Origin of the sequence: Streptococcus pyogenes, from assembly GCF_002055535.1 — a bacterium.
Classification (GTDB): Bacteria; Bacillota; Bacilli; order Lactobacillales; family Streptococcaceae; genus Streptococcus; species Streptococcus pyogenes.
This window is the reverse complement of the sequence record NZ_LN831034.1, coordinates 81,230-101,841: the sequence shown is the minus strand read 5'-3', so window position 1 is coordinate 101,841 and position 20,612 is coordinate 81,230. Positions and strand designations below refer to the sequence as shown.

9 protein-coding genes, 13 tRNA genes, 2 rRNA genes and 1 pseudogene are annotated in these 20,612 nt (G+C 42.4%); 2 read left to right on the top strand and 23 right to left on the bottom strand.

Annotated elements, in window-relative coordinates; all coding sequences use genetic code 11:
• Positions 1-53: 53 nt before the first annotated feature.
• The 4 genes from B6D67_RS00640 to pbp1b form a co-directional block, all read right to left on the bottom strand.
• Complete coding sequence (locus B6D67_RS00640) at positions 54-419, bottom strand: DUF1033 family protein (RefSeq protein ID WP_002986560.1); 366 nt, start codon at positions 417-419, stop codon at positions 54-56.
• Between the two features lie 151 nt (positions 420-570).
• Entirely contained in the window at positions 571-4,212 is a 3,642-nt protein-coding gene (gene rpoC / locus B6D67_RS00635; protein ID WP_010921797.1) for a DNA-directed RNA polymerase subunit beta', read from the bottom strand.
• Between the two features lie 90 nt (positions 4,213-4,302).
• On the bottom strand, positions 4,303-7,869 hold the full coding sequence (rpoB, locus tag B6D67_RS00630) for a DNA-directed RNA polymerase subunit beta (RefSeq protein WP_010921796.1): 3,567 nt from the start codon (positions 7,867-7,869) through the stop codon (positions 4,303-4,305).
• 263 nt (positions 7,870-8,132) lie between these two features.
• Positions 8,133-10,433 carry a penicillin-binding protein PBP1B gene (gene pbp1b / locus B6D67_RS00625; RefSeq protein ID WP_015055892.1) on the bottom strand — a complete coding sequence of 767 codons (2,301 nt, stop codon included), beginning with the start codon at positions 10,431-10,433 and terminating at the stop codon, positions 8,133-8,135.
• A 103-nt stretch (positions 10,434-10,536) separates the two neighbouring features.
• On the opposite strand from pbp1b, the gene tyrS reads away from it, so the two are divergent.
• Complete coding sequence (tyrS, locus tag B6D67_RS00620) at positions 10,537-11,793, top strand: tyrosine--tRNA ligase (protein WP_010921794.1); 1,257 nt, start codon at positions 10,537-10,539, stop codon at positions 11,791-11,793.
• 50 nt (positions 11,794-11,843) lie between these two features.
• Positions 11,844-12,227 (top strand): HIT family protein, encoded by a 384-nt coding sequence (locus B6D67_RS00615; protein WP_010921793.1) that lies wholly within the window; start codon positions 11,844-11,846, stop codon positions 12,225-12,227.
• 39 nt (positions 12,228-12,266) lie between these two features.
• On the opposite strand, the gene B6D67_RS00610 is transcribed toward B6D67_RS00615, so the two are convergent.
• The 19 genes and pseudogenes from B6D67_RS00610 to B6D67_RS00515 all read right to left on the bottom strand — a co-directional run bounded on the left by B6D67_RS00610 (position 12,267) and on the right by B6D67_RS00515 (position 20,569).
• Positions 12,267-13,082 carry a metal ABC transporter permease gene (locus tag B6D67_RS00610; RefSeq protein WP_010921792.1) on the bottom strand — a complete coding sequence of 272 codons (816 nt, stop codon included), beginning with the start codon at positions 13,080-13,082 and terminating at the stop codon, positions 12,267-12,269.
• Positions 13,075-13,794, bottom strand: coding sequence for a metal ABC transporter ATP-binding protein (locus tag B6D67_RS00605; RefSeq protein ID WP_010921791.1), 720 nt, complete (start codon positions 13,792-13,794; stop codon positions 13,075-13,077). Before B6D67_RS00605 ends, B6D67_RS00610 begins: the two co-directional genes overlap by 8 nt.
• 3 nt (positions 13,795-13,797) lie before the next feature.
• The gene (locus B6D67_RS00600) at positions 13,798-14,241 is read right to left on the bottom strand and encodes a zinc-dependent MarR family transcriptional regulator (protein WP_010921790.1); all 444 of its coding nucleotides are present in this window, start codon (positions 14,239-14,241) and stop codon (positions 13,798-13,800) included.
• A 68-nt stretch (positions 14,242-14,309) separates the two neighbouring features.
• Positions 14,310-15,149: pseudogene (ispE, locus tag B6D67_RS10175) on the bottom strand (4-(cytidine 5'-diphospho)-2-C-methyl-D-erythritol kinase).
• 857 nt (positions 15,150-16,006) lie between these two features.
• Positions 16,007-16,090, bottom strand: a tRNA-Leu gene (locus B6D67_RS00585).
• A gap of 19 nt (positions 16,091-16,109) precedes the next feature.
• Positions 16,110-16,181 (bottom strand) — tRNA-Gln (locus B6D67_RS00580).
• An 8-nt stretch (positions 16,182-16,189) separates the two neighbouring features.
• Positions 16,190-16,262 (bottom strand) — tRNA-His (locus B6D67_RS00575).
• A gap of 11 nt (positions 16,263-16,273) precedes the next feature.
• Positions 16,274-16,344, bottom strand: a tRNA-Trp gene (locus B6D67_RS00570).
• Positions 16,345-16,350: 6 nt separating this feature from the next.
• Positions 16,351-16,431: transfer RNA gene (locus B6D67_RS00565), tRNA-Tyr, on the bottom strand.
• A gap of 19 nt (positions 16,432-16,450) precedes the next feature.
• A tRNA-Phe gene (locus B6D67_RS00560) sits at positions 16,451-16,523 on the bottom strand.
• Between the two features lie 20 nt (positions 16,524-16,543).
• Positions 16,544-16,617: transfer RNA gene (locus B6D67_RS00555), tRNA-Met, on the bottom strand.
• A gap of 9 nt (positions 16,618-16,626) precedes the next feature.
• Positions 16,627-16,716, bottom strand: a tRNA-Ser gene (locus B6D67_RS00550).
• Between the two features lie 10 nt (positions 16,717-16,726).
• A tRNA-Glu gene (locus B6D67_RS00545) sits at positions 16,727-16,798 on the bottom strand.
• A gap of 22 nt (positions 16,799-16,820) precedes the next feature.
• Positions 16,821-16,894, bottom strand: a tRNA-Ile gene (locus B6D67_RS00540).
• A gap of 34 nt (positions 16,895-16,928) precedes the next feature.
• Positions 16,929-16,999, bottom strand: a tRNA-Gly gene (locus tag B6D67_RS00535).
• Positions 17,000-17,004: 5 nt separating this feature from the next.
• Positions 17,005-17,077, bottom strand: a tRNA-Val gene (locus B6D67_RS00530).
• A 17-nt stretch (positions 17,078-17,094) separates the two neighbouring features.
• Positions 17,095-17,210 (bottom strand): 5S ribosomal RNA (gene rrf / locus B6D67_RS00525).
• 85 nt (positions 17,211-17,295) lie between these two features.
• Positions 17,296-20,198: ribosomal RNA gene (locus B6D67_RS00520) — 23S ribosomal RNA — on the bottom strand.
• Between the two features lie 298 nt (positions 20,199-20,496).
• Positions 20,497-20,569: transfer RNA gene (locus B6D67_RS00515), tRNA-Ala, on the bottom strand.
• Positions 20,570-20,612 lie beyond the last annotated feature (43 nt).

Below are 20,612 nucleotides of genomic sequence, written 5' to 3'. Positions count from 1 at the left end.
AATATCAGAAGAAGTGATATTTTCTTTTAACTTATTTTGTTTTTAACAAACACTTAAAGGTTTAACTTGCAAAGATAAGCTACCTGTGGTGAATCATTTCGTTGTTCAAATTCAGGGATATAATTATTGCTTGGTACAATATCTTTATTTTTAAGGAGTAAAAGAGAATGAAACTGCTGCAAATCTTCGTCACAGTCCTCGCACCATCTTTTATCTTCTTTTTCCCAAAAAGTAGCTAACAAATTCTTTTGACTATGATAACTAGGAAAAATAGCTTTCATGCGCTGCCATTCTTGATTAAAATAATCAAGCGCTTCTTGCCAGTCACTAAATTGTTGCTCATCTATAATATCGTCTTGCCATCCATCGATGAACCACCAAGGCTCCCAATCACCATACATTTTAATTACTTGATACATAACACATTACCCATTCCTCTTATGCATTATTATAGCTAAATCATAAGTATTTTGAAAAACATCTGCTCATTGGGACTAAGACTGATTGTCAATGCTTTTTACTGCCAACAAACTCAGACAAAAAAGAGCCCCTAAGGACCCTTTCATGAGATTATTCTGCTTCTGCTGTAAAAACGGCTTCTGCTGAGACTTCTGTATGATCAATCACTTCAATCTCATTCATCGCTTGTGGTTCAATGTTACGGTAACGAGCCATACCAGTACCAGCTGGGATGATTTTACCAATGATAACATTTTCTTTAAGACCAAGAAGATGATCTTTTTTACCACGGATAGCAGCATCTGTAAGAACACGAGTTGTTTCTTGGAAGGATGCAGCTGATAAGAAGGAATTGGTTTCAAGGGAAGCCTTAGTAATACCCATAAGAACAGGACGAGATGTCGCAGGAATACCACCAGAGATAACAATATCTTTGTTAGCATCTGTGAAATCAGAAATATCCATAAGTGTACCTGGAAGGAGGTCTGTATCACCTGGATCCATGACACGAACTTTACGAAGCATTTGGCGAACCATTACCTCAACGTGTTTGTCTCCGATTTCTACCCCTTGGCTACGGTAAACTTTTTGTACTTCTGCAAGAAGGTACGTTTCAACTGACAAGGTATCACGCACTTCAAGGAGACGTTTCGGTTGAATTGACCCTTCTGTAAGGGCAGCTCCGCGATTAACTTCGTCGCCAACTTCAACTTTCATACGTGCTGTAAATGGTATGACATATTCGCCCATGCCAGTTTTTCCTTGAACGTAGACTTTCTTGGTACGAGTTGACGCATCTTCTTCAATCTCGACGACATTCCCTTTCACTTCAGTAATGACCGCTTCCCCTTTAGGATTACGTGCTTCAAAGATCTCTTGAATACGAGGAAGACCCTGGGTGATATCGGTATTTGAGGCTACACCACCCGTGTGGAAGGTACGCATGGTAAGCTGAGTACCAGGCTCACCGATAGATTGGGCAGCAATAGTACCAACTGCTTCACCCACTTCAACAGCATCACCAGTTGCCAAGTTGATACCATAACAGTGACGGCAGACACCATGACGAGTCGCACAGGTAAAGACAGAACGAATGGTCACTTCTTCAACACCTGCATCAACAATCTTACGAGCCATGTCTTCAGTGATTAATTGGTCAGCACCAATCAAGACTTCACCAGTTTCAGGGTGTTTGACTGATTTACGTGTGTAACGACCTTGAAGACGCTCTTCAAGCGTTTCGGTAACTTCTTTACCATCTGTAATAGCACGGATAAGAAGACCACGATCAGTGCCACAATCGTCCTCACGAATGATAACATCTTGGGCAACGTCAACCAAACGACGAGTAAGGTAACCTGAGTCGGCTGTTTTAAGGGCCGTATCGGTCATCCCTTTACGTGCACCGTGGGTTGAGAAGAACATTTCCAAAACGCTCAAACCTTCACGGAAGTTTGACAAGATAGGAAGTTCCATGATGCGTCCGTTAGGAGCAGCCATCAAACCACGCATACCAGCAAGCTGTGAGAAGTTTGAGATGTTACCACGAGCTCCTGAGTCCATCATCATAACGATTGGGTTCTTAGGATCTTGTGTTTCAATCAGACGTTTTTCAAGGGCTTCTTTAGCTTCACGCCATGTTGTTGTAACGGCAACATAACGGTCATCATCTGTCATCAAACCACGACGGAAGGCTTTGTTAATTTCTTCAACACGATGGTGAGCAGCATCAATGATTTCAGCTTTATTATCAATAACAGGAATGTCAGCGATACCCACTGTCAAACCAGCAAGGGTTGAGTGGTAGTAACCAAGGTCTTTCAAGCGGTCAAGGAAGGCTGATGTTTCTGTTGTACGGAAACGTTTGAAGGTTTCCGCAATGATGTTACCGAGGTTTTTCTTCTTAAATGGCACATTGATGTCTAAGCGATCAATCACTTCTTGGATGTCTTGACCAGGTTCAAGGAAGTATTTATCAGGTGTTCCTTCTGTCAAGTTGGCATTGTTTGGCTCTTGGAGGTAAGGAAGGTCCTCTGGCATGATATCGTTAAAGAGAATCTTACCAACAGTTGTCACCATGATTTTATGTCTTTGATTGTCTTTCCAAGGTTTGTTTGGCATGCTGTCAACAGCGATACCCACACGACTATGAAGATGAGCATAACCATTACGATATGCCATCACAGCTTCGTCTTTATCCTTGAAAATCATACCTTCGCCTTCGCGACCAGCATCTTCCATCGTAAGATAGTAGTTACCAAGAACCATATCCTGAGATGGAGTAACAACTGGTTTACCATCTTTAGGGTTCAAGATGTGCTCTGCAGCAAGCATCAAAAGACGAGCTTCAGCTTGTGCTTCTTCTGAAAGTGGCACGTGAATGGCCATTTGGTCTCCATCGAAGTCGGCATTGTAGGCCTCACACACAAGTGGGTGAAGACGAAGTGCCTTACCGTCAATAAGAACGGGTTCAAAAGCCTGAATACCAAGTCTGTGAAGAGTCGGTGCGCGGTTAAGTAGGACTGGGTGTTCTTTGATAACTTCTTCTAAGATATCCCAGATGCGTTCGTCGCCACGTTCAACCATACGTTTAGCGGCTTTAACGTTACCAGCATATTCTTTGGCAACAATTTCGCGCATTACAAATGGTTTAAAAAGCTCGATAGCCATTTCACGTGGGACACCACATTGATACATTTTAAGGGTTGGACCAACAGCGATAACGGAACGTCCAGAGAAGTCTACACGTTTACCAAGCAAGTTTTGACGGAAACGCCCTTGTTTACCTTTAAGCATGTGGCTCAATGATTTCAATGGACGACTTCCTGGTCCAGTGATTGGACGACCACGACGACCATTATCAATCAAAGCATCAACGGCTTCTTGAAGCATTCGTTTTTCATTTTGAACAATGATGCCAGGGGCATTAAGTTCTAACAAACGTGCCAAACGGTTATTACGGTTAATCACACGACGGTACAAGTCATTCAAGTCTGATGCCGCAAAACGACCACCATCCAATTGAACCATCGGACGAAGATCTGGTGGAATAACCGGCAGGATGTTAAGAACCATCCATTCTGGTTTATTTCCAGATTTGTTAAAGGCATCAAGGACGTCTAAACGACGAACTGCTTTAATCCGTTTTTGACCAGAAGCAGATTTCAACTCTTCTTTTAATTCAGCGATTTCAGCTGCCAAGTCCACACGTTTCAAGAGATCTTGAATGGCTTCAGCACCCATCTTAGCGACAAATGACCCATGACCATACTCTTGTAGTTTTTCACGGTATTCACGTTCTGTTAATAATGATTTTGGTTCAAGCGGTGTATCTTTTGGATCAATGACCACATAAGCCGCAAAATAGATCACTTCTTCAAGGGCACGAGGACTCATATCAAGAGTCAATCCCATACGAGATGGAATCCCTTTGAAATACCAGATATGTGATACAGGAGCTTTTAACTCAATGTGACCCATACGTTCACGACGTACTTTAGCACGAGTTACCTCAACCCCACAGCGATCACAAACGATCCCTTTATAACGGATACGTTTGTACTTACCACACGCACATTCCCAGTCTTTTGTTGGACCAAAGATGACTTCGTCAAAGAGTCCTTCACGTTCTGGTTTTAATGTACGGTAGTTGATTGTTTCAGGTTTTTTAACTTCACCATAAGACCATGAACGGACCTTACTTGGTGAGGCTAATGTGATTTGCATACTTTTAAAACGATTTACGTCAACCACTAGTTTTACCTTTCTGCCTTTGATGACTTTACCAGTTCCTGGGGCCTTTGCCCCAGACCAGTAAATAATTATTTAATAAGAATTGATTGCTTATTTTTCGTCAGTTGTTTCAGAAACTTCTTGAGTTTCTTGAGCTTGTTTTTCACGTGCCTTCTCGAGATCGTCAACATGCATAATGTCATCGTCTTCACCTTCATCAAGATCACGAAGTTCCACTTCATTATCATCCTCGTCAAGCACACGCATATCAAGACCAAGCGATTGCAATTCTTTTACAAGAACACGGAAGGATTCTGGTACACCTGGTTTTGGAATTGGTTTACCTTTAGTAATCGCTTCATAGGCTTTCAAACGTCCTGTGACGTCATCTGACTTGTAGGTCAAGATTTCTTGAAGAACATTTGATGCACCATAAGCTTCAAGGGCCCAAACCTCCATCTCACCAAAACGTTGTCCACCAAATTGAGCTTTACCACCAAGTGGCTGTTGGGTAACAAGTGAGTATGGTCCTACAGAACGGGCATGAAGTTTATCATCAACCATGTGGTGAAGTTTGATCATATACATGACACCAACGGATACACGGTTGTCAAATGGTTCACCGGTGCGACCATCATAAAGGACCGTCTTAGCATCGCTATCCATACCAGCTTCACGAACAGTGTCCCAAAGGTCTTCTGATGAAGCCCCGTCAAAGACAGGTGTTGCAATGTGAATACCAAGATTACGAGCAGCCATACCAAGGTGAAGTTCCATAACCTGACCAATATTCATCCGTGATGGCACCCCAAGAGGGTTCAACATGATGTCAACTGGTGTTCCGTCTGGAAGGTATGGCATGTCTTCAACTGGTACAATACGTGAAACGACACCCTTGTTTCCGTGACGACCGGCCATTTTATCTCCGACCTTGATTTTACGTTTTTGAGCGATGTAAACACGCACAAGCATATTAACACCTGATTGCAATTCATCGCCGTTAGCGCGTGTAAAGATTTTCACATCACGAACGATACCATCACCACCGTGAGGGACACGAAGTGAGGTATCACGCACTTCACGCGATTTATCCCCAAAGATGGCGTGAAGTAAACGTTCTTCAGCAGAAAGGTCTTTTTCACCTTTAGGTGTGACTTTACCTACTAAGATGTCGCCTTCTTTAACCTCAGCACCGATACGGATAATGCCCATTTCGTCAAGGTCTTTGAGGGCTTCTTCACCAACATTTGGGATTTCCCGAGTGATTTCTTCAGGGCCAAGTTTTGTATCACGCGTTTCAGATTCGAATTCTTCCAAGTGAACAGATGTGTAGACATCTTCTTTCACAAGGCGCTCACTCATGATAACGGCATCCTCAAAGTTATAACCTTCCCAAGTCATGTAAGCAACGACTGGGTTTTGTCCAAGAGCCATTTCACCATTTTCCATAGAAGGTCCATCAGCGATGAAATCACCTTTTTCAACAATGTCTCCTACTTTAACAAGGGTGCGTTGGTTATAGGCTGTTCCTGAGTTTGAACGACGGAATTTGGTAATGTGGTAAACATCAAGCGAGCCATCTTGACGACGGATTTCCACTTTTTCAGCATCAGAAAAGACAACTTTACCATTTTGCTGAGCAATCACCGCAGCGCCTGAGTCATGGGCAGCTTGATATTCCATACCAGTACCAACATATGGTGCTTTTGGATCAATCAATGGCACAGCCTGACGTTGCATGTTGGCACCCATGAGGGCACGGTTGGAGTCATCGTTTTCCAAGAAAGGAATACATGCCGTCGCAACAGCAACTACCTGTTTAGGGGAAACGTCAACGAAATCAACAACACTTGCAGAAAATTCTTGGTTATTACCTTGGTGACGACCCATAACGATTTCTTCAGCAAAAGTGCCATCTTCGTTTAGTTTCGAATTGGCCTGTGCAACTGTGTATTCGTCTTCTTCGTCGGCAGTCAACCAAACAATCTCGTTAGTTACCGTACCAGTCGCACGGTCAACCTTACGGTAAGGTGTTTGGATGAAACCATATTTATTAAGATGTCCAAATGAAGACAAGTTATTAATCAAACCAATGTTTGGTCCTTCAGGTGTTTCAATCGGACACATACGGCCATAGTGCGTGTAATGCACGTCACGAACCTCATAACCAGCACGGTCACGTGTCAAACCACCAGGTCCTAAGGCAGATAAACGACGTTTGTGAGACAACTCTGACAATGGGTTGTGTTGGTCCATGAACTGTGACAACTGAGACGAACCGAAGAATTCTTTGACAGCTGCTGTGACAGGACGGATATTGATGATTTGTTGTGGTGTTAACACATCGTTGTCTTGAACAGACATACGCTCACGCACGTTACGCTCCATACGAGCAAGACCGATGCGGAATTGGTTGGCAAGCAATTCACCAACGGCACGGATACGACGGTTACCCAAGTGGTCAATATCGTCAACTTTTCCAAGACCTTCAGCAAGGTTCAAGAAGTAAGACATTTCTGCCAAAATATCAGCAGGTGTCAATGCACGAACCTTATCATCTGGATTGGCATTACCAACAATAGTTACTACACGATCAGGATCAATTGGTGACACAACCTTGAACTTTTGAAGGACAACTGGTTCAGTAACCACAGCGTAATCATTTGGTGTGTAAACAAACTTGTTCAAATCACCGTCAAGGTGTTCTTCGATGGATTCGATGACGCTACGAGTCATCTCAGTTCCAGCTTCTACCAAAATTTCGCCAGTTTCAGCATCCACAAGGTTTTCAGCAATGATTTGGTTCAAAAGACGAGTCTTGATATTAAGTTTTTTGTTCACTTTGTAACGACCAACCGCAGCCAAATCGTAACGACGTGCATCAAAGAAACGCGCAATCAAAAGACTACGAGAGCTATCTGCAGTTTTTGGCTCACCTGGACGAAGACGCTCGTAAATTTCTTTAAGGGCTTCGTCTGTACGAGAATCACTTGGATTTTTGTGAATGTCTTTTTCAATGGTATTACGAACAAGGTCGCTTTCACCAAAGATATCAACAATTTCATCATCACCTGAGAAACCAAGGGCACGAACCAAGGTTGTGAATGGAATCTTACGGGTACGGTCAATACGAGTGTAGGCAATGTCTTTTGAGTCAGTCTCTAATTCCAACCAAGCCCCACGGTTAGGAATCACTGTTGATCCGTAACCAACTTTACCGTTTTTATCAACTTTATCGTTGAAATAAACACCTGGAGAACGCACCAACTGAGAAACGATGATACGTTCACCACCATTGATAATAAAGGTACCCATTTCCGTCATGATTGGGAAATCACCAAAGAAGACTTCTTGAGTTTTAATCTCACCAGTTTCTTTATTGACCAAACGGAAGGTAACAAAGATTGGTGCAGAATAACTTGCATCGTGGATACGAGCTTCTTCAAGGGTATATTTAGGTTCTTTAAATTCGTAACCAACAAATTCAAGTTCCATAGTATCCGTAAAGTTTGAAATAGGAAGTACATCTTCAAATACTTCTTTCAAACCTGAATCGAGGAAATCTTGGAATGAGTCAGTTTGAATTTCAATCAAATTTGGTAAATCAAGAACTTCTTTGATTCTTGAAAAGCTACGACGTGTACGGTGTTTTCCGTATCGAACTTCATGTCCTGCCAAGTTTTTAGCTCCTTCTTCTATTTAAGCTTTGCTGTTTCAGCAAATCGCAACTAAGTTATCATTTGCCCTAAATGTTAATTTTTAGAATATTTAAATATAGGTTACAAACCCTATCTTTTCTAAAAATAGACACAAAAAGAGCAGCTAAATCTGACTTTATCAGTGTGATTTAACTGCTGTTCTTCCTAACTGGACAATATTTCAGCTAGATTGGACGACAAATAGTTATTACTATTATACCCTTTTTATCGATAAATGGCAACCTAATTTTTTCTGAACCCGAAGTTCCCCCAGGCTTTTTGATAATCGGCATCCGTGCCACCAATAGCAAATCGGTAAGTCATAGCCCCCGGTCCTTTTTGGGACCATAGACTGGTGGTCATTTCTCCACCAACAGAAAAAGTATGTCCATTGACATTAACAGTTCCTGGTTGTAAACCTGTTGACTTCAAGACATTCGCCTTAATGACTCCTGGATCTAAGTTGAAGCGTTGCCCTACTCCAATAACATTGGGATCGGCCTGATTAATGGCATTAGCTAAATAGGCAAGATAATTAGAATTATTGTTATATCCTGTTAATGGCGCTAATGAGGTATTGTCATCATGTCCTGCCCAACCGCCTAAAGTAACTTTTGGAGTAGACAGGACTAGCCAAACATCCGTATAATTCTCAGTTGTTCCGGTCTTACCAATCCAATCAGCATTAGCAAGCCACGGATTAATAGCCGCCAAACGGTTCTTGAAAGTAGTCGTAGCGCCTGAAGTAATCGGACCTCTCAACAATTCTTGTAAAATCGTAGCTGTTGCTGCAGAAAAAATACGAATTGGCTTATTTTCATGTTTGTAAACGACTGTACCATCGCTAGCAGTAATCTTATCTACAATATATTGCTTTTGATATAAGCCATTGTTTGAAAGCATTTGGTAAGCATTGGTTTGTTGAGCAACCGAGACTTCAATACCGCCCCCTAGAGGTAAACTTTCAATCGAGTAGTCTGCAATCTTATAACCCATTTTTGTCATATAATTTTCGACATCGACACCTTTTTCACGCAGTAATTTCTGTGTCCAAAAAGCTGGGATGTTCCAAGAAGTATTTAGGGCCTCTTGAAGTGGCATCATGGCTGTTCCTTCACTATCAGCATGCATGATTTTTTGGCCACTCGAGTAAGTTGTTGGGTAATTAGACAAAACGCTAGCACTCCCCATTAAACCTTGATCAATAGCAGGACCATAAGCGATTATCGGTTTAATGCTAGAACCTGGCGATCTAACTGTATTGAAAGCATGATTATTTTGATTCAGAGCATAATCTCTACCACCAACAAAACCTAACACAGCACCAGTCGCATTGTCTGTCAAGACATTTCCCATTTGAACTGTACCAGTGCCATCATCTAACAAGCCACCAAACTGAGCTGCCGCTGTCTGCATCGCATTGTAAATAGGCTTATTAATGGTTGTGGTGATGGTATAGCCACCCTGTTGCAATTCTGTTAAGGCTCTCTCTTCATAAGCAGCCTTAGTCTCGTCATTTTTCAAGTCACGACTAGACACCTTATCTCGCTTAATCAAATAGCTATACATGGCTTTCTTAGCATCCGCTAACACCGTGTAATAAAGGTAATCGTGATTATTTACTATTGCACTTCCCGGTTGAATAAAATCCTTTTGAATCGGATAAGCCTTATAGTCCTCGTATTCTTTTTTAGACAGAACACCTGTACGGTACATGTTAAAGAGAACATTTTGCTGACGCTTGATGCCATAAGCCATGTCCTTTTCTGATTTCAGTTGTCCCGTTGACAAATAAGGAGAGTAAACAATAGGACTCTGCGGAAGACCCGCCAAAAATGCTGCCTGTGGCACCGTTAAATCTTTGGCAGAAACGCCAAAAATGCCACGCGCAGCTTCTTCAACACCAGCAATATTTTGACCCTTGTTGTTACGGCCAAAAGGTGAAACATTAAGATAATCACATAAGATATTGTCTTTGGACATATAACGCTCTAAGGCAAGAGCGTAAACGATCTCCTTAGACTTGCGCTTAAATGTGGGATCGTCTCCCAAAACTTGTTGCTTGACTAATTGCTGTGTTAAGGTCGAACCTCCACTAGCTTCTCCAAATCCCAATACAGAAGCCAATGTTGCCCGAAAAACAGCTTTTGGCACGATACCTTTATGTTCTTGAAAATGTTCGTCTTCTGTTGATACAATAGCTTTTTTGATATTCTCTGAAATCGCATCATTAGCTACTGGTGTTCGAAGTAAATCCGTATCTAAAGTAGAAATTAAACTATTATCAGAATAGTTCATTTGCGAAATCATCGTTAATGATTCAACTTGTTTGACTAAACTTTCTTTACTTGGTACCTTAACAGATTCAATCTGACTAGCCAAATACCCAAATGCCATACCAAATCCCATCATTCCAAAAAGGAAGATAACAATATAAAAAAAGTTAGACAGTAGTCTCAACGTACGTAATAGCACCGGCCCCAAATCCAAGAGACCTAATCTTTGATGACTTATACGCTTTTGTTTCGTGTTCCATTTCACCATAAAATACCTCATTTATCATTATACCAAACTTTGATAAAGCTTGCATAGCAGTAGCGTTTTTTGATATAATGATTCGAAACTATAATGAAAATGGAGAAAGCCTATGAATATTTTTGAAGAACTCAAAGCTCGTGGCTTGGTCTTTCAAACGACTGATGAACAAGCCCTTGTCAAAGCATTAACAGAAGGGCAAGTATCCTATTATACCGGTTATGATCCAACCGCTGACAGCCTTCATCTGGGCCATCTAGTGGCTATCTTAACATCTCGTCGCTTGCAACTAGCAGGGCACAAACCTTACGCTCTTGTGGGGGGTGCCACAGGTTTAATTGGTGATCCTTCCTTTAAAGATGCAGAGCGCAGCCTTCAAACCAAAGAAACAGTTTTGGAGTGGAGTGACAAGATTAAAGGGCAGTTGTCTACTTTCCTTGATTTTGAAAATGGTGATAATAAAGCAGAGCTTGTCAACAACTACGACTGGTTCTCGCAAATCAGCTTTATTGACTTCCTCCGTGATGTCGGTAAATACTTCACCGTTAACTACATGATGAGTAAAGACTCTGTTAAAAAACGCATTGAAACAGGCATTTCTTACACTGAGTTTGCTTACCAAATCATGCAGGGCTACGACTTCTACGAACTCAATGACAAGCATAATGTAACCTTACAAATTGGCGGCTCTGACCAGTGGGGTAATATGACAGCTGGTACTGAATTGCTCCGCAAAAAGGCTGATAAAACTGGGCACGTCATGACTGTACCACTCATCACTGACTCAACCGGGAAAAAATTCGGTAAATCAGAAGGTAATGCTGTCTGGCTTGATGCCGATAAGACGTCTCCTTACGAGATGTACCAATTCTGGTTAAATGTCATGGATGATGATGCAGTGCGTTTCTTGAAAATCTTCACCTTCTTATCTCTAGATGAGATTGCAGAAATTGAAACTCAATTTAATGCCGCTCGTCACGAGCGTCTCGCTCAAAAAACCTTGGCACGCGAAGTGGTTACCTTGGTTCATGGCGAAGAAGCTTATAAACAAGCTCTTAACATTACCGAGCAGTTATTTGCTGGAAACATCAAAAATCTTTCTGCCAATGAATTAAAACAAGGATTGAGCAATGTACCAAATTATCACGTTCAATCAATAGACAATCATAATATTGTCGAGATTTTAGTAGCTGCTAAGATTTCCCCATCAAAACGCCAGGCGCGTGAAGACGTGCAAAATGGAGCAATCTACATTAACGGAGACCGCGTTCAAGATTTAGATTACCAATTAAGTAATGATGATAAAATTGATGATCAATTAACCGTTATTCGCCGCGGTAAGAAAAAATACGCTGTTCTCACTTACTAGATAACCGATTAAACGAGCTCTGGCTCGTTTTTTCATAAGGAGATGTACCTATGACAGAATGTATCTTTTGCCATCAGCTCAAAGCAAATCAGCTACTGACTCAAAGTCAATATTTCAAGGTTGTTTTTGATATTGATCCTATCCAAAAGGGGCACCTTTTACTGATTTCCAAAGACCATTACACTAGTCTGACACAACTACCAAAGGAAGGGCACTATGATCTCATCGACTTACAAGCCGCTCTAGTTGCTAAGCTAGAGCAGCACCTTCCCATTTCAGGCGTTACTAGCGTCAGCAATGACAAGGAGTTGATGGATGAGGGGACTCATTTTCACCTTCATTTGATTCCTCGTTTAACTAATGATAGCTTTTGGGAGGGCATCACCATTAATCAAGAAAATTGGGACCTTACCCCCTTTTTAAAGCATTTATAAATAAATCCTCACATGTTAAACATGTGAGGATTTTTCTTATTAAAATAACCGTTTTTTAAGCATTCCACCTAGACTAACTAAGAGGAAAATACTAATGAAAATCATGGTAATAGTGGCACTAGCTGGCGTTTCAAAGAAATAAGATAAGAAAATACCAGATAACATACCGCTAAAACCGATGACAATTCCCAGTAAGATAACTGTTTTAAAGTTTTTACCCAATCTCATTGCGATACTTGCTGGCAAGACCATAATGGTAGAAACCAAAAGTGCTCCTGCTGCTGGAATGGTCAAAGCAATAGCAACCCCAGTGACGATATTGAATAGAACAGACATCAAGCGAACGGGCAAACCATCTACAAAAGCAGTATCTTCATCAAAGGTCAGAATGTACATCGGTCTAATGAAGAGAACGGTCAAGATTAAAATAATCGCAGCAATAGCAAACAAGGCGACAACTTGTTCCATACTAATCGTGATGATCGATCCAAAAAGGTATTGTTCTAAACTCATGCTTGATGAACTATGCGACTTACTCATAATAATCAGAGATAGGGCCAAGCCAAGTGACATCAAAATCGCCGTTGAAATCTCCATGTAGTGTTTGTAAACTACACGCAGGTATTCTAACAAAATAGCAGCTAAAACCACAACAATAATAGTAGTGATGGTTGGTGAAATACCAAGGACTACCCCAAGCGCTACCCCAGCCAAAGAAACATGACTAAGGGTATCGCTCATCAAACTTTGACGACGTAAAATAAGGAAAATACCTAAAATCGGAGCAAAAATACTAATGGCAACTACCGCCATTACCGCCCGTTGCATGAAATCATAGAATAAAATATCAAGCATGACCATGACCTCCTTTTTCGTCATCTGTTTCAGCTTCATGAATGTTGAAACAACGCCAAGGAAGTTTTTGGTTTCTGACTAAATGAATGTTCCGATCAGCATAAGCCTTCACTTCTTCTGGGTCATGGGTAATCATCAGAACGGATTTCCCATGTTGATGTGCACTGTGGTGCATCAGTTCATAAAAGGTATCAGTAGTACCGCTATCCATTCCCGTTGTTGGCTCGTCTAGCACAAAAATATCAGGGTCAGAAGCAAACATACGGGCAATAACCACACGTTGTTTTTGACCACCTGATAAACTACCAATTCTCTTATGACGGTTTTCCCACATGCCGACTGCTTCTAAGCTTGCTTGCACATGCTCTTCATCGTGTTTGTTCAAATGTCTAAACCAACCACTACGTGGGTAGCGACCTGATTTGACAAACTCGTAAACGGTGGATGGAAAACCAGCGTTAAAGCTAGCTACTTGCTGCGGCAAGTAAGCAATTCTTAATTGTTTACCGTCTTTATTTTTTTTAGCAATAGTAACTCGTCCAGCCTTTGGTTGTAAAATTCCTAAGGTTGCTTTTATTAAGGTTGACTTTGCAGCACCATTTTCACCGGTCATGGTGACAAATTCTCCACTATCTAAATGATAAGTGATCCCTTCTAAAACTGGCTCACTTTCATATTGAAAGGAGAGATTTTTCACTGATATGTATCTCATGGATTACCCTTCTAATTCCTCAGCAAAAACTGTTACAAACTTATCTACAATCTCTAATTCTTTCGCGGAGAATTTTTGTAATAAACGGTTGTAAACATTTAAGGTTTCATCATGATGATGGGTATGTTCTGACGCAATAGGCTTAGCTAACTCGGTTAATTCAAAATAAGTCACCCTAGCATCAACCGTATCCTTAGTTCCTGCTAACATGTCTTGTTTGACCAAACTCTTGATAGCCTTAGTTACTGCCGCCTGACTAATATTTAATGCCTTAGCCAAATCTGTATTAGTGAGACGTTGCTGAGATAGTAACATTAAAATATGTTCTTGCGTATTAGTAAGCTTAACGTCACTTTGACAAGCTCCAAATAATAACTCATGCTGATTTTCTGCTTTTAATAAAATAGTATTTACTAAGTTATCAAGTTTTTTTTCTAAAATCCCCATAAATCTCCTCTTTCATTAACCAGTTAATTATAACATGAAGCTTCCAAAGAAGCAATCCCAACAAAATATTACAACATTCTCACCTTAAAAACTTCCTTGCAAAGTCCTTTTAAACTATTATAGTTTGTTTTTCGGTTTGGCACAAAGCAAAAACAGTCGGTCCACTTCCTGTCATCAAAGCATTAGCAGCACCAGCTTGCAGTGTTTTCTCTTTTATTTTTTGAATAAAGGGTCGCTTGGCAATGAAAATATCTTCCAGCAAATTGTTCATTTCAGTCAATATCCCATCATTATAGTTACCCGCTTCAATCGCCGCAACCAAATGAGTAGTAGACACTCTTGAAATGATTTTACAATTAATATCTAGAAAAAATGTTCAAGTCGAGATACCAAAATCTGGTTTAACCAAAACCACCCAAGACGATAACAGCCCCAAAATGCGACAAACCACTTCACCTTTACCAGTGACTTGGGCACAACCTGAAAGCAAGCAATAAGGCACATCACTACCAATCGGTATACCAATATCCATCATATCTTTTCGGCTAAGAGTAAGGAGCCATCTGATTTAATGCTCTGATAGTAACAGCATCGCTAGAACCTCCTCCCATACCAGCACACATGGGAATCCGCTTTTCCAAGTAAACGGAAACTCCTCTTTTAACTTGAAATCGATGTTTCATTAGCTGAACTATCTTATAAACATCATTATCTTAGTTAATAGGTATTTTCGGACAGTTTGAGGCAAAGACAATCTTATTGTCATCTATATGGTCAACCGTCACATAGTCACACAGATCAATACTCATCATGACCATCGATAAATCGTGGTAACCATCTCATCGCTTATTCTTAGTATCAAGGCCTAACTTGATTTTTACAGAAGCTCTCTCATTGATTGCCATCATAGTACTCCTTACTTCTTACATCAGTACACTATCAAATATACACAAACCTCAGAAAAAATTCAAAAATTATTACTTCTAAGATTGATGGACTTTATATTGGCCAACCATCTCAAAGCACAAATTTATTTTATACTTCAGATAAGGAATAAACGAACCTTCATCAATCATACCTAAAATATCTTCACGACTGGCTCAACGAATTACCTGCACTTCTTCTTCATAAAGAACCAAATTCTCCAACTCTACAAAGTCTTGAACTAAAAACGTATCATCAAACCCATCATCGAAATGAATTGTAAAGTGAGGTCATACCCCAGTCAAGCCTAATGAAAGTCCCAATTCTTCCTCAGGATCTAATATTACTATATGCTGTGCCATCTCACCAAAAAGGACTTCCACCAAACGTCACATCTCAAGGCTCTAGCCAGTCAGCTTTATCTTCATGGCCTTGCTGACTCAGCATCTCATCCCTAACATTTAACAAGCAAATATGAACCACCAAACGATAATCTCCTTGCTTAAACGAAGAACCACACTCCATTACCCGATACCCGACCAGTTTCCACCCGATTATCAGTGTAAATATCTCAAAACTCAACCACCATTAACCTCCAACATTAGTTACAATACATCAATCCATAACTGTCTTTCTATAGTTAAAAAAGCACCTAGTAGTGACAAACCTTTTTCAAAACCTTACCGGTAATCCCATAAAGCATCAATACTCAATCATATTCATCATACCACAAATCTTGCGCATTAAATAGACCTTATCAGTAATATAAGAGATTGTACTACGTAGCTACAGCTTAAGATCAAAACAAAAAACAAGGTTTACAAACCTTGTTTTTCAAGTATACCGGCGGCCGGGGTCGAACCGGCACGTCCTTGCGGACACTGGATTTTGAGTCCAGCGCGTCTGCCAATTCCGCCACGCCGGCTTTAAATATAAAATTTAAACTGGGGTAGCTGGATTCGAACCAACGCATGAGGGAGTCAAAGTCCCTTGCCTTACCGCTTGGCTATACCCCAATAAAATAGGCGAGTGATGGGAATCGAACCCACGAATGTCAGAGCCACAATCTGATGTGTTAACCACTTCACCACACCCGCCATATTTCTAACACGGGCAGTAGGAATCGAACCCACACTGAAGGTTTTGGAGACCTTAGTTCTACCTTTAAACTATGCCCGTTTAGGATGGAAAGAGAGGGATTCGAACCCCCGAACCCGAAGGAGCGGATTTACAGTCCGCCGCGTTTAGCCTCTTCGCTATCTTTCCGTAAAATATTAAACTTTAATGGCGCGAGACGGAATCGAACCGCCGACACATGGAGCTTCAATCCATTGCTCTACCAACTGAGCTACCGAGCCAACAACTACATACTTATGTATTGCGGGAGCAGGATTTGAACCTACGACCTTCGGGTTATGAGCCCGACGAGCTACCTAACTGCTCCATCCCGCGATAGTTAAAAGGAGGATGTGGGATTCGAACCCACGCACGCTTTTACACGCCTGACGGTTTTCAAGACCGTTCCCTTCAGCCGGACTTGGGTAATCCTCCAAATATAATATAGTCCGTACGGGATTCGAACCCGTGTTACCGCCGTGAAAAGGCGGTGTCTTAACCCCTTGACCAACGGACCATAATAATATAATTATAGATAATGGGCACGAGTGGACTCGAACCACCGACCTCACGCTTATCAGGCGTGCGCTCTAACCACCTGAGCTACGCGCCCAAGCTTTTATTGATATAGCTTGGGAAAACTATAAAGCGGGTGACGAGAATCGAACTCGCGACAACAGCTTGGAAGGCTGTAGTTTTACCACTAAACTACACCCGCTAAAATGGGAGTTAACGGGATCGAACCGCTGACCCTCTGCTTGTAAGGCAGATGCTCTCCCAGCTGAGCTAAACTCCCATTGAGTGTGTCATTAAGCTAAGCGACTACCTTATCTCACAGGGGGCAACCCCCAACTACATCAGGCGTTCTAGGGCTTAACTGCTGTGTTCGGCATGGGTACAGGTGTATCTCCTAGGCTATCGTCACTTAACTTGTAAATGTGCTATTTTCATAACCCACTCAAAATTGAATATCTATAGTCTAACAAGAATCCGTAACGTTGTCAATATTTCTTTTTGGATAAGTCCTCGAGCTATTAGTATTAGTCCGCTACATGTATCGCTACACTTACACTCCTAACCTATCTACCTGATCATCTCTCAGGGCTCTTACTGATATAAAATCATGGGAAATCTCATCTTGAGGGGGGCTTCGCACTTAGATGCTTTCAGCGCTTATCCCTTCCCTACATAGCTACCCAGCGATGCCTTTGGCAAGACAACTGGTACACCAGCGGTAAGTCCACTCTGGTCCTCTCGTACTAGGAGCAGATCCTCTCAAATTTCCTACGCCCGCGACGGATAGGGACCGAACTGTCTCACGACGTTCTGAACCCAGCTCGCGTGCCGCTTTAATGGGCGAACAGCCCAACCCTTGGGACCGACTACAGCCCCAGGATGCGACGAGCCGACATCGAGGTGCCAAACCTCCCCGTCGATGTGAACTCTTGGGGGAGATAAGCCTGTTATCCCCAGGGTAGCTTTTATCCGTTGAGCGATGGCCCTTCCATTCGGTACCACCGGATCACTAAGCCCGACTTTCGTCCCTGCTCGAGTTGTAGCTCTCGCAGTCAAGCTCCCTTATACCTTTACACTCTGCGATTGATTTCCAACCAATCTGAGGGAACCTTTGGGCGCCTCCGTTACTCTTTAGGAGGCGACCGCCCCAGTCAAACTGCCCGTCAGACACTGTCTCCGATAGGGATAACCTATCTGGGTTAGAGTAGCCATAACACAAGGGTAGTATCCCAACAACGCCTCATTCGAAACTGGCGTCCCGAAGTCAATGGCTCCTACCTATCCTGTACATGTGGTACAGATACTCAATATCAAACTGCAGTAAAGCTCCATGGGGTCTTTCCGTCCTGTCGCGGGTAACCTGCATCTTCACAGGTACTAAAATTTCACCGAGTCTCTCGTTGAGACAGTGCCCAAATCATTACGCCTTTCGTGCGGGTCGGAACTTACCCGACAAGGAATTTCGCTACCTTAGGACCGTTATAGTTACGGCCGCCGTTTACTGGGGCTTCAATTCAGATCTTCGCTTGCGCTAAACCCTCCTCTTAACCTTCCAGCACCGGGCAGGCGTCACCCCCTATACATCATCTTACGATTTAGCAGAGAGCTGTGTTTTTGATAAACAGTTGCTTGGGCCTATTCACTGCGGCTGACCTAAGTCAGCACCCCTTCTCCCGAAGTTACGGGGTCATTTTGCCGAGTTCCTTAACGAGAGTTCTCTCGATCACCTGAGGCTACTCGCCTCGACTACCTGTGTCGGTTTGCGGTACGGGTAGAGTATCATTAAACGCTAGAAGCTTTTCTTGGCAGTGTGACATCACTAACTTCGCTACTAAAATTCGCTCCCCATCACAGCTCAATGTTATAAAGATAAGCATTTGACTCATCTTACACCTCACTGCTTAGCCGGACTCTTCCAATCGTCCGGTTTAGTTAGCCTACTGCGTCCCTCCATCACTATATACTCTAGTACAGGAATATCAACCTGTTGGCCATCGGATACACCTTTCGGTCTCTCCTTAGGTCCCGACTAACCCAGGGCGGACGAGCCTTCCCCTGGAAACCTTAGTCTTACGGTGGACAGGATTCTCACCTGTCTTTCGCTACTCATACCGGCATTCTCACTTCTATGCGTTCCAGCGCTCCTCACGGTACACCTTCTTCACACATAGAACGCTCTCCTACCATGACACTTTTGTGTCATCCACAGCTTCGGTAAACTGTTTTAGCCCCGGTACATTTTCGGCGCAGGGTCACTCGACTAGTGAGCTATTACGCACTCTTTGAATGAATAGCTGCTTCTAAGCTAACATCCTAGTTGTCTGTGCAACCCCACATCCTTTTCCACTTAACAGTTATTTTGGGACCTTAGCTGGTGGTCTGGGCTGTTTCCCTTTCGACTACGGATCTTAGCACTCGCAGTCTGACTGCCGATGATATCTCGTTGGCATTCGGAGTTTATCTGAGATTGGTAATCCGAGATGGACCCCTCACCCAAACAGTGCTCTACCTCCAAGAGACTTAACATCGACGCTAGCCCTAAAGCTATTTCGGAGAGAACCAGCTATCTCCAAGTTCGTTTGGAATTTCTCCGCTACCCACAAGTCATCCAAGCACTTTTCAACGTGCCCTGGTTCGGTCCTCCAGTGAGTTTTACCTCACCTTCAACCTGCTCATGGGTAGGTCACATGGTTTCGGGTCTACAACATGATACTAAATCGCCCTATTAAGACTCGGTTTCCCTACGGCTCCGTCTCTTCAACTTAACCTCGCATCATATCGTAACTCGCCGGTTCATTCTACAAAAGGCACGCTCTCACCCATTAACGGGCTCGAACTTGTTGTAGGCACACGGTTTCAGGTTCTATTTCACTCCCCTCCCGGGGTGCTTTTCACCTTTCCCTCACGGTACTGGTTCACTATCGGTCACTAGAGAGTATTTAGGGTTGGGAGATGGTCCTCCCAGATTCCAACGAGATTTCACGTGTCTCGCCGTACTCAGGATACTGCTAGGGCTCAAAAGAATTTTAAATACGAGGCTTTTACTCTCTTTGGCTTACCTTCCCAGGTAATTCTTCTATCCTTTTAAAGTCCCACGTCGCAGTCCTACAACCCCGAAGTGTAAACACTTCGGTTTGCCCTCCTGCCGTTTCGCTCGCCGCTACTAAGGCAATCGCGTTTGCTTTCTCTTCCTGCAGCTACTTAGATGTTTCAGTTCACTGCGTCTTCCTTCTCATAACCTTAACAGTTATGGATACTAACCATTAGTTAGTGGGTTCCCCCATTCGGACATCTCTGGATCAGCGCTTACTTACAGCTCCCCAAAGCATTTCGTCGTTTGTCACGTCCTTCTTCGGCTTCTAGTGCCAAGGCATCCACCGTGCGCCCTTATTAACTTAACCTTATTAACCTAGTTTTTTTAAACTAGAAAACTTATTAAATAGTCACAGCGTTTTCGGTTTATTTTCTTGTTACTTTTCTACAATCTATTTCTAGATCGTGGAATTTGATATAGATATTCAATTTTCAATGGACTATTATATAGGATACTAAGCAACGCTCGCTTTAGCGAAACTTCTGTAGAAAATTAGGAATCTGACCATGTGGGCCTTGCACACAAGGGAAGATTGTCCATTTTCCTAGGAAGTGAGTTGCGTGTTCAACTTCACTTGTATTAAGTTTAGTAGGATTGTATCCTGATGGAGCCTAGCGGGATCGAACCGCTGACCTCCTGCGTGCAAAGCAGGCGCTCTCCCAGCTGAGCTAAGGCCCCACAAGACCTCTCAAAACTAAATAAGACGATAAACGTGTTCCAT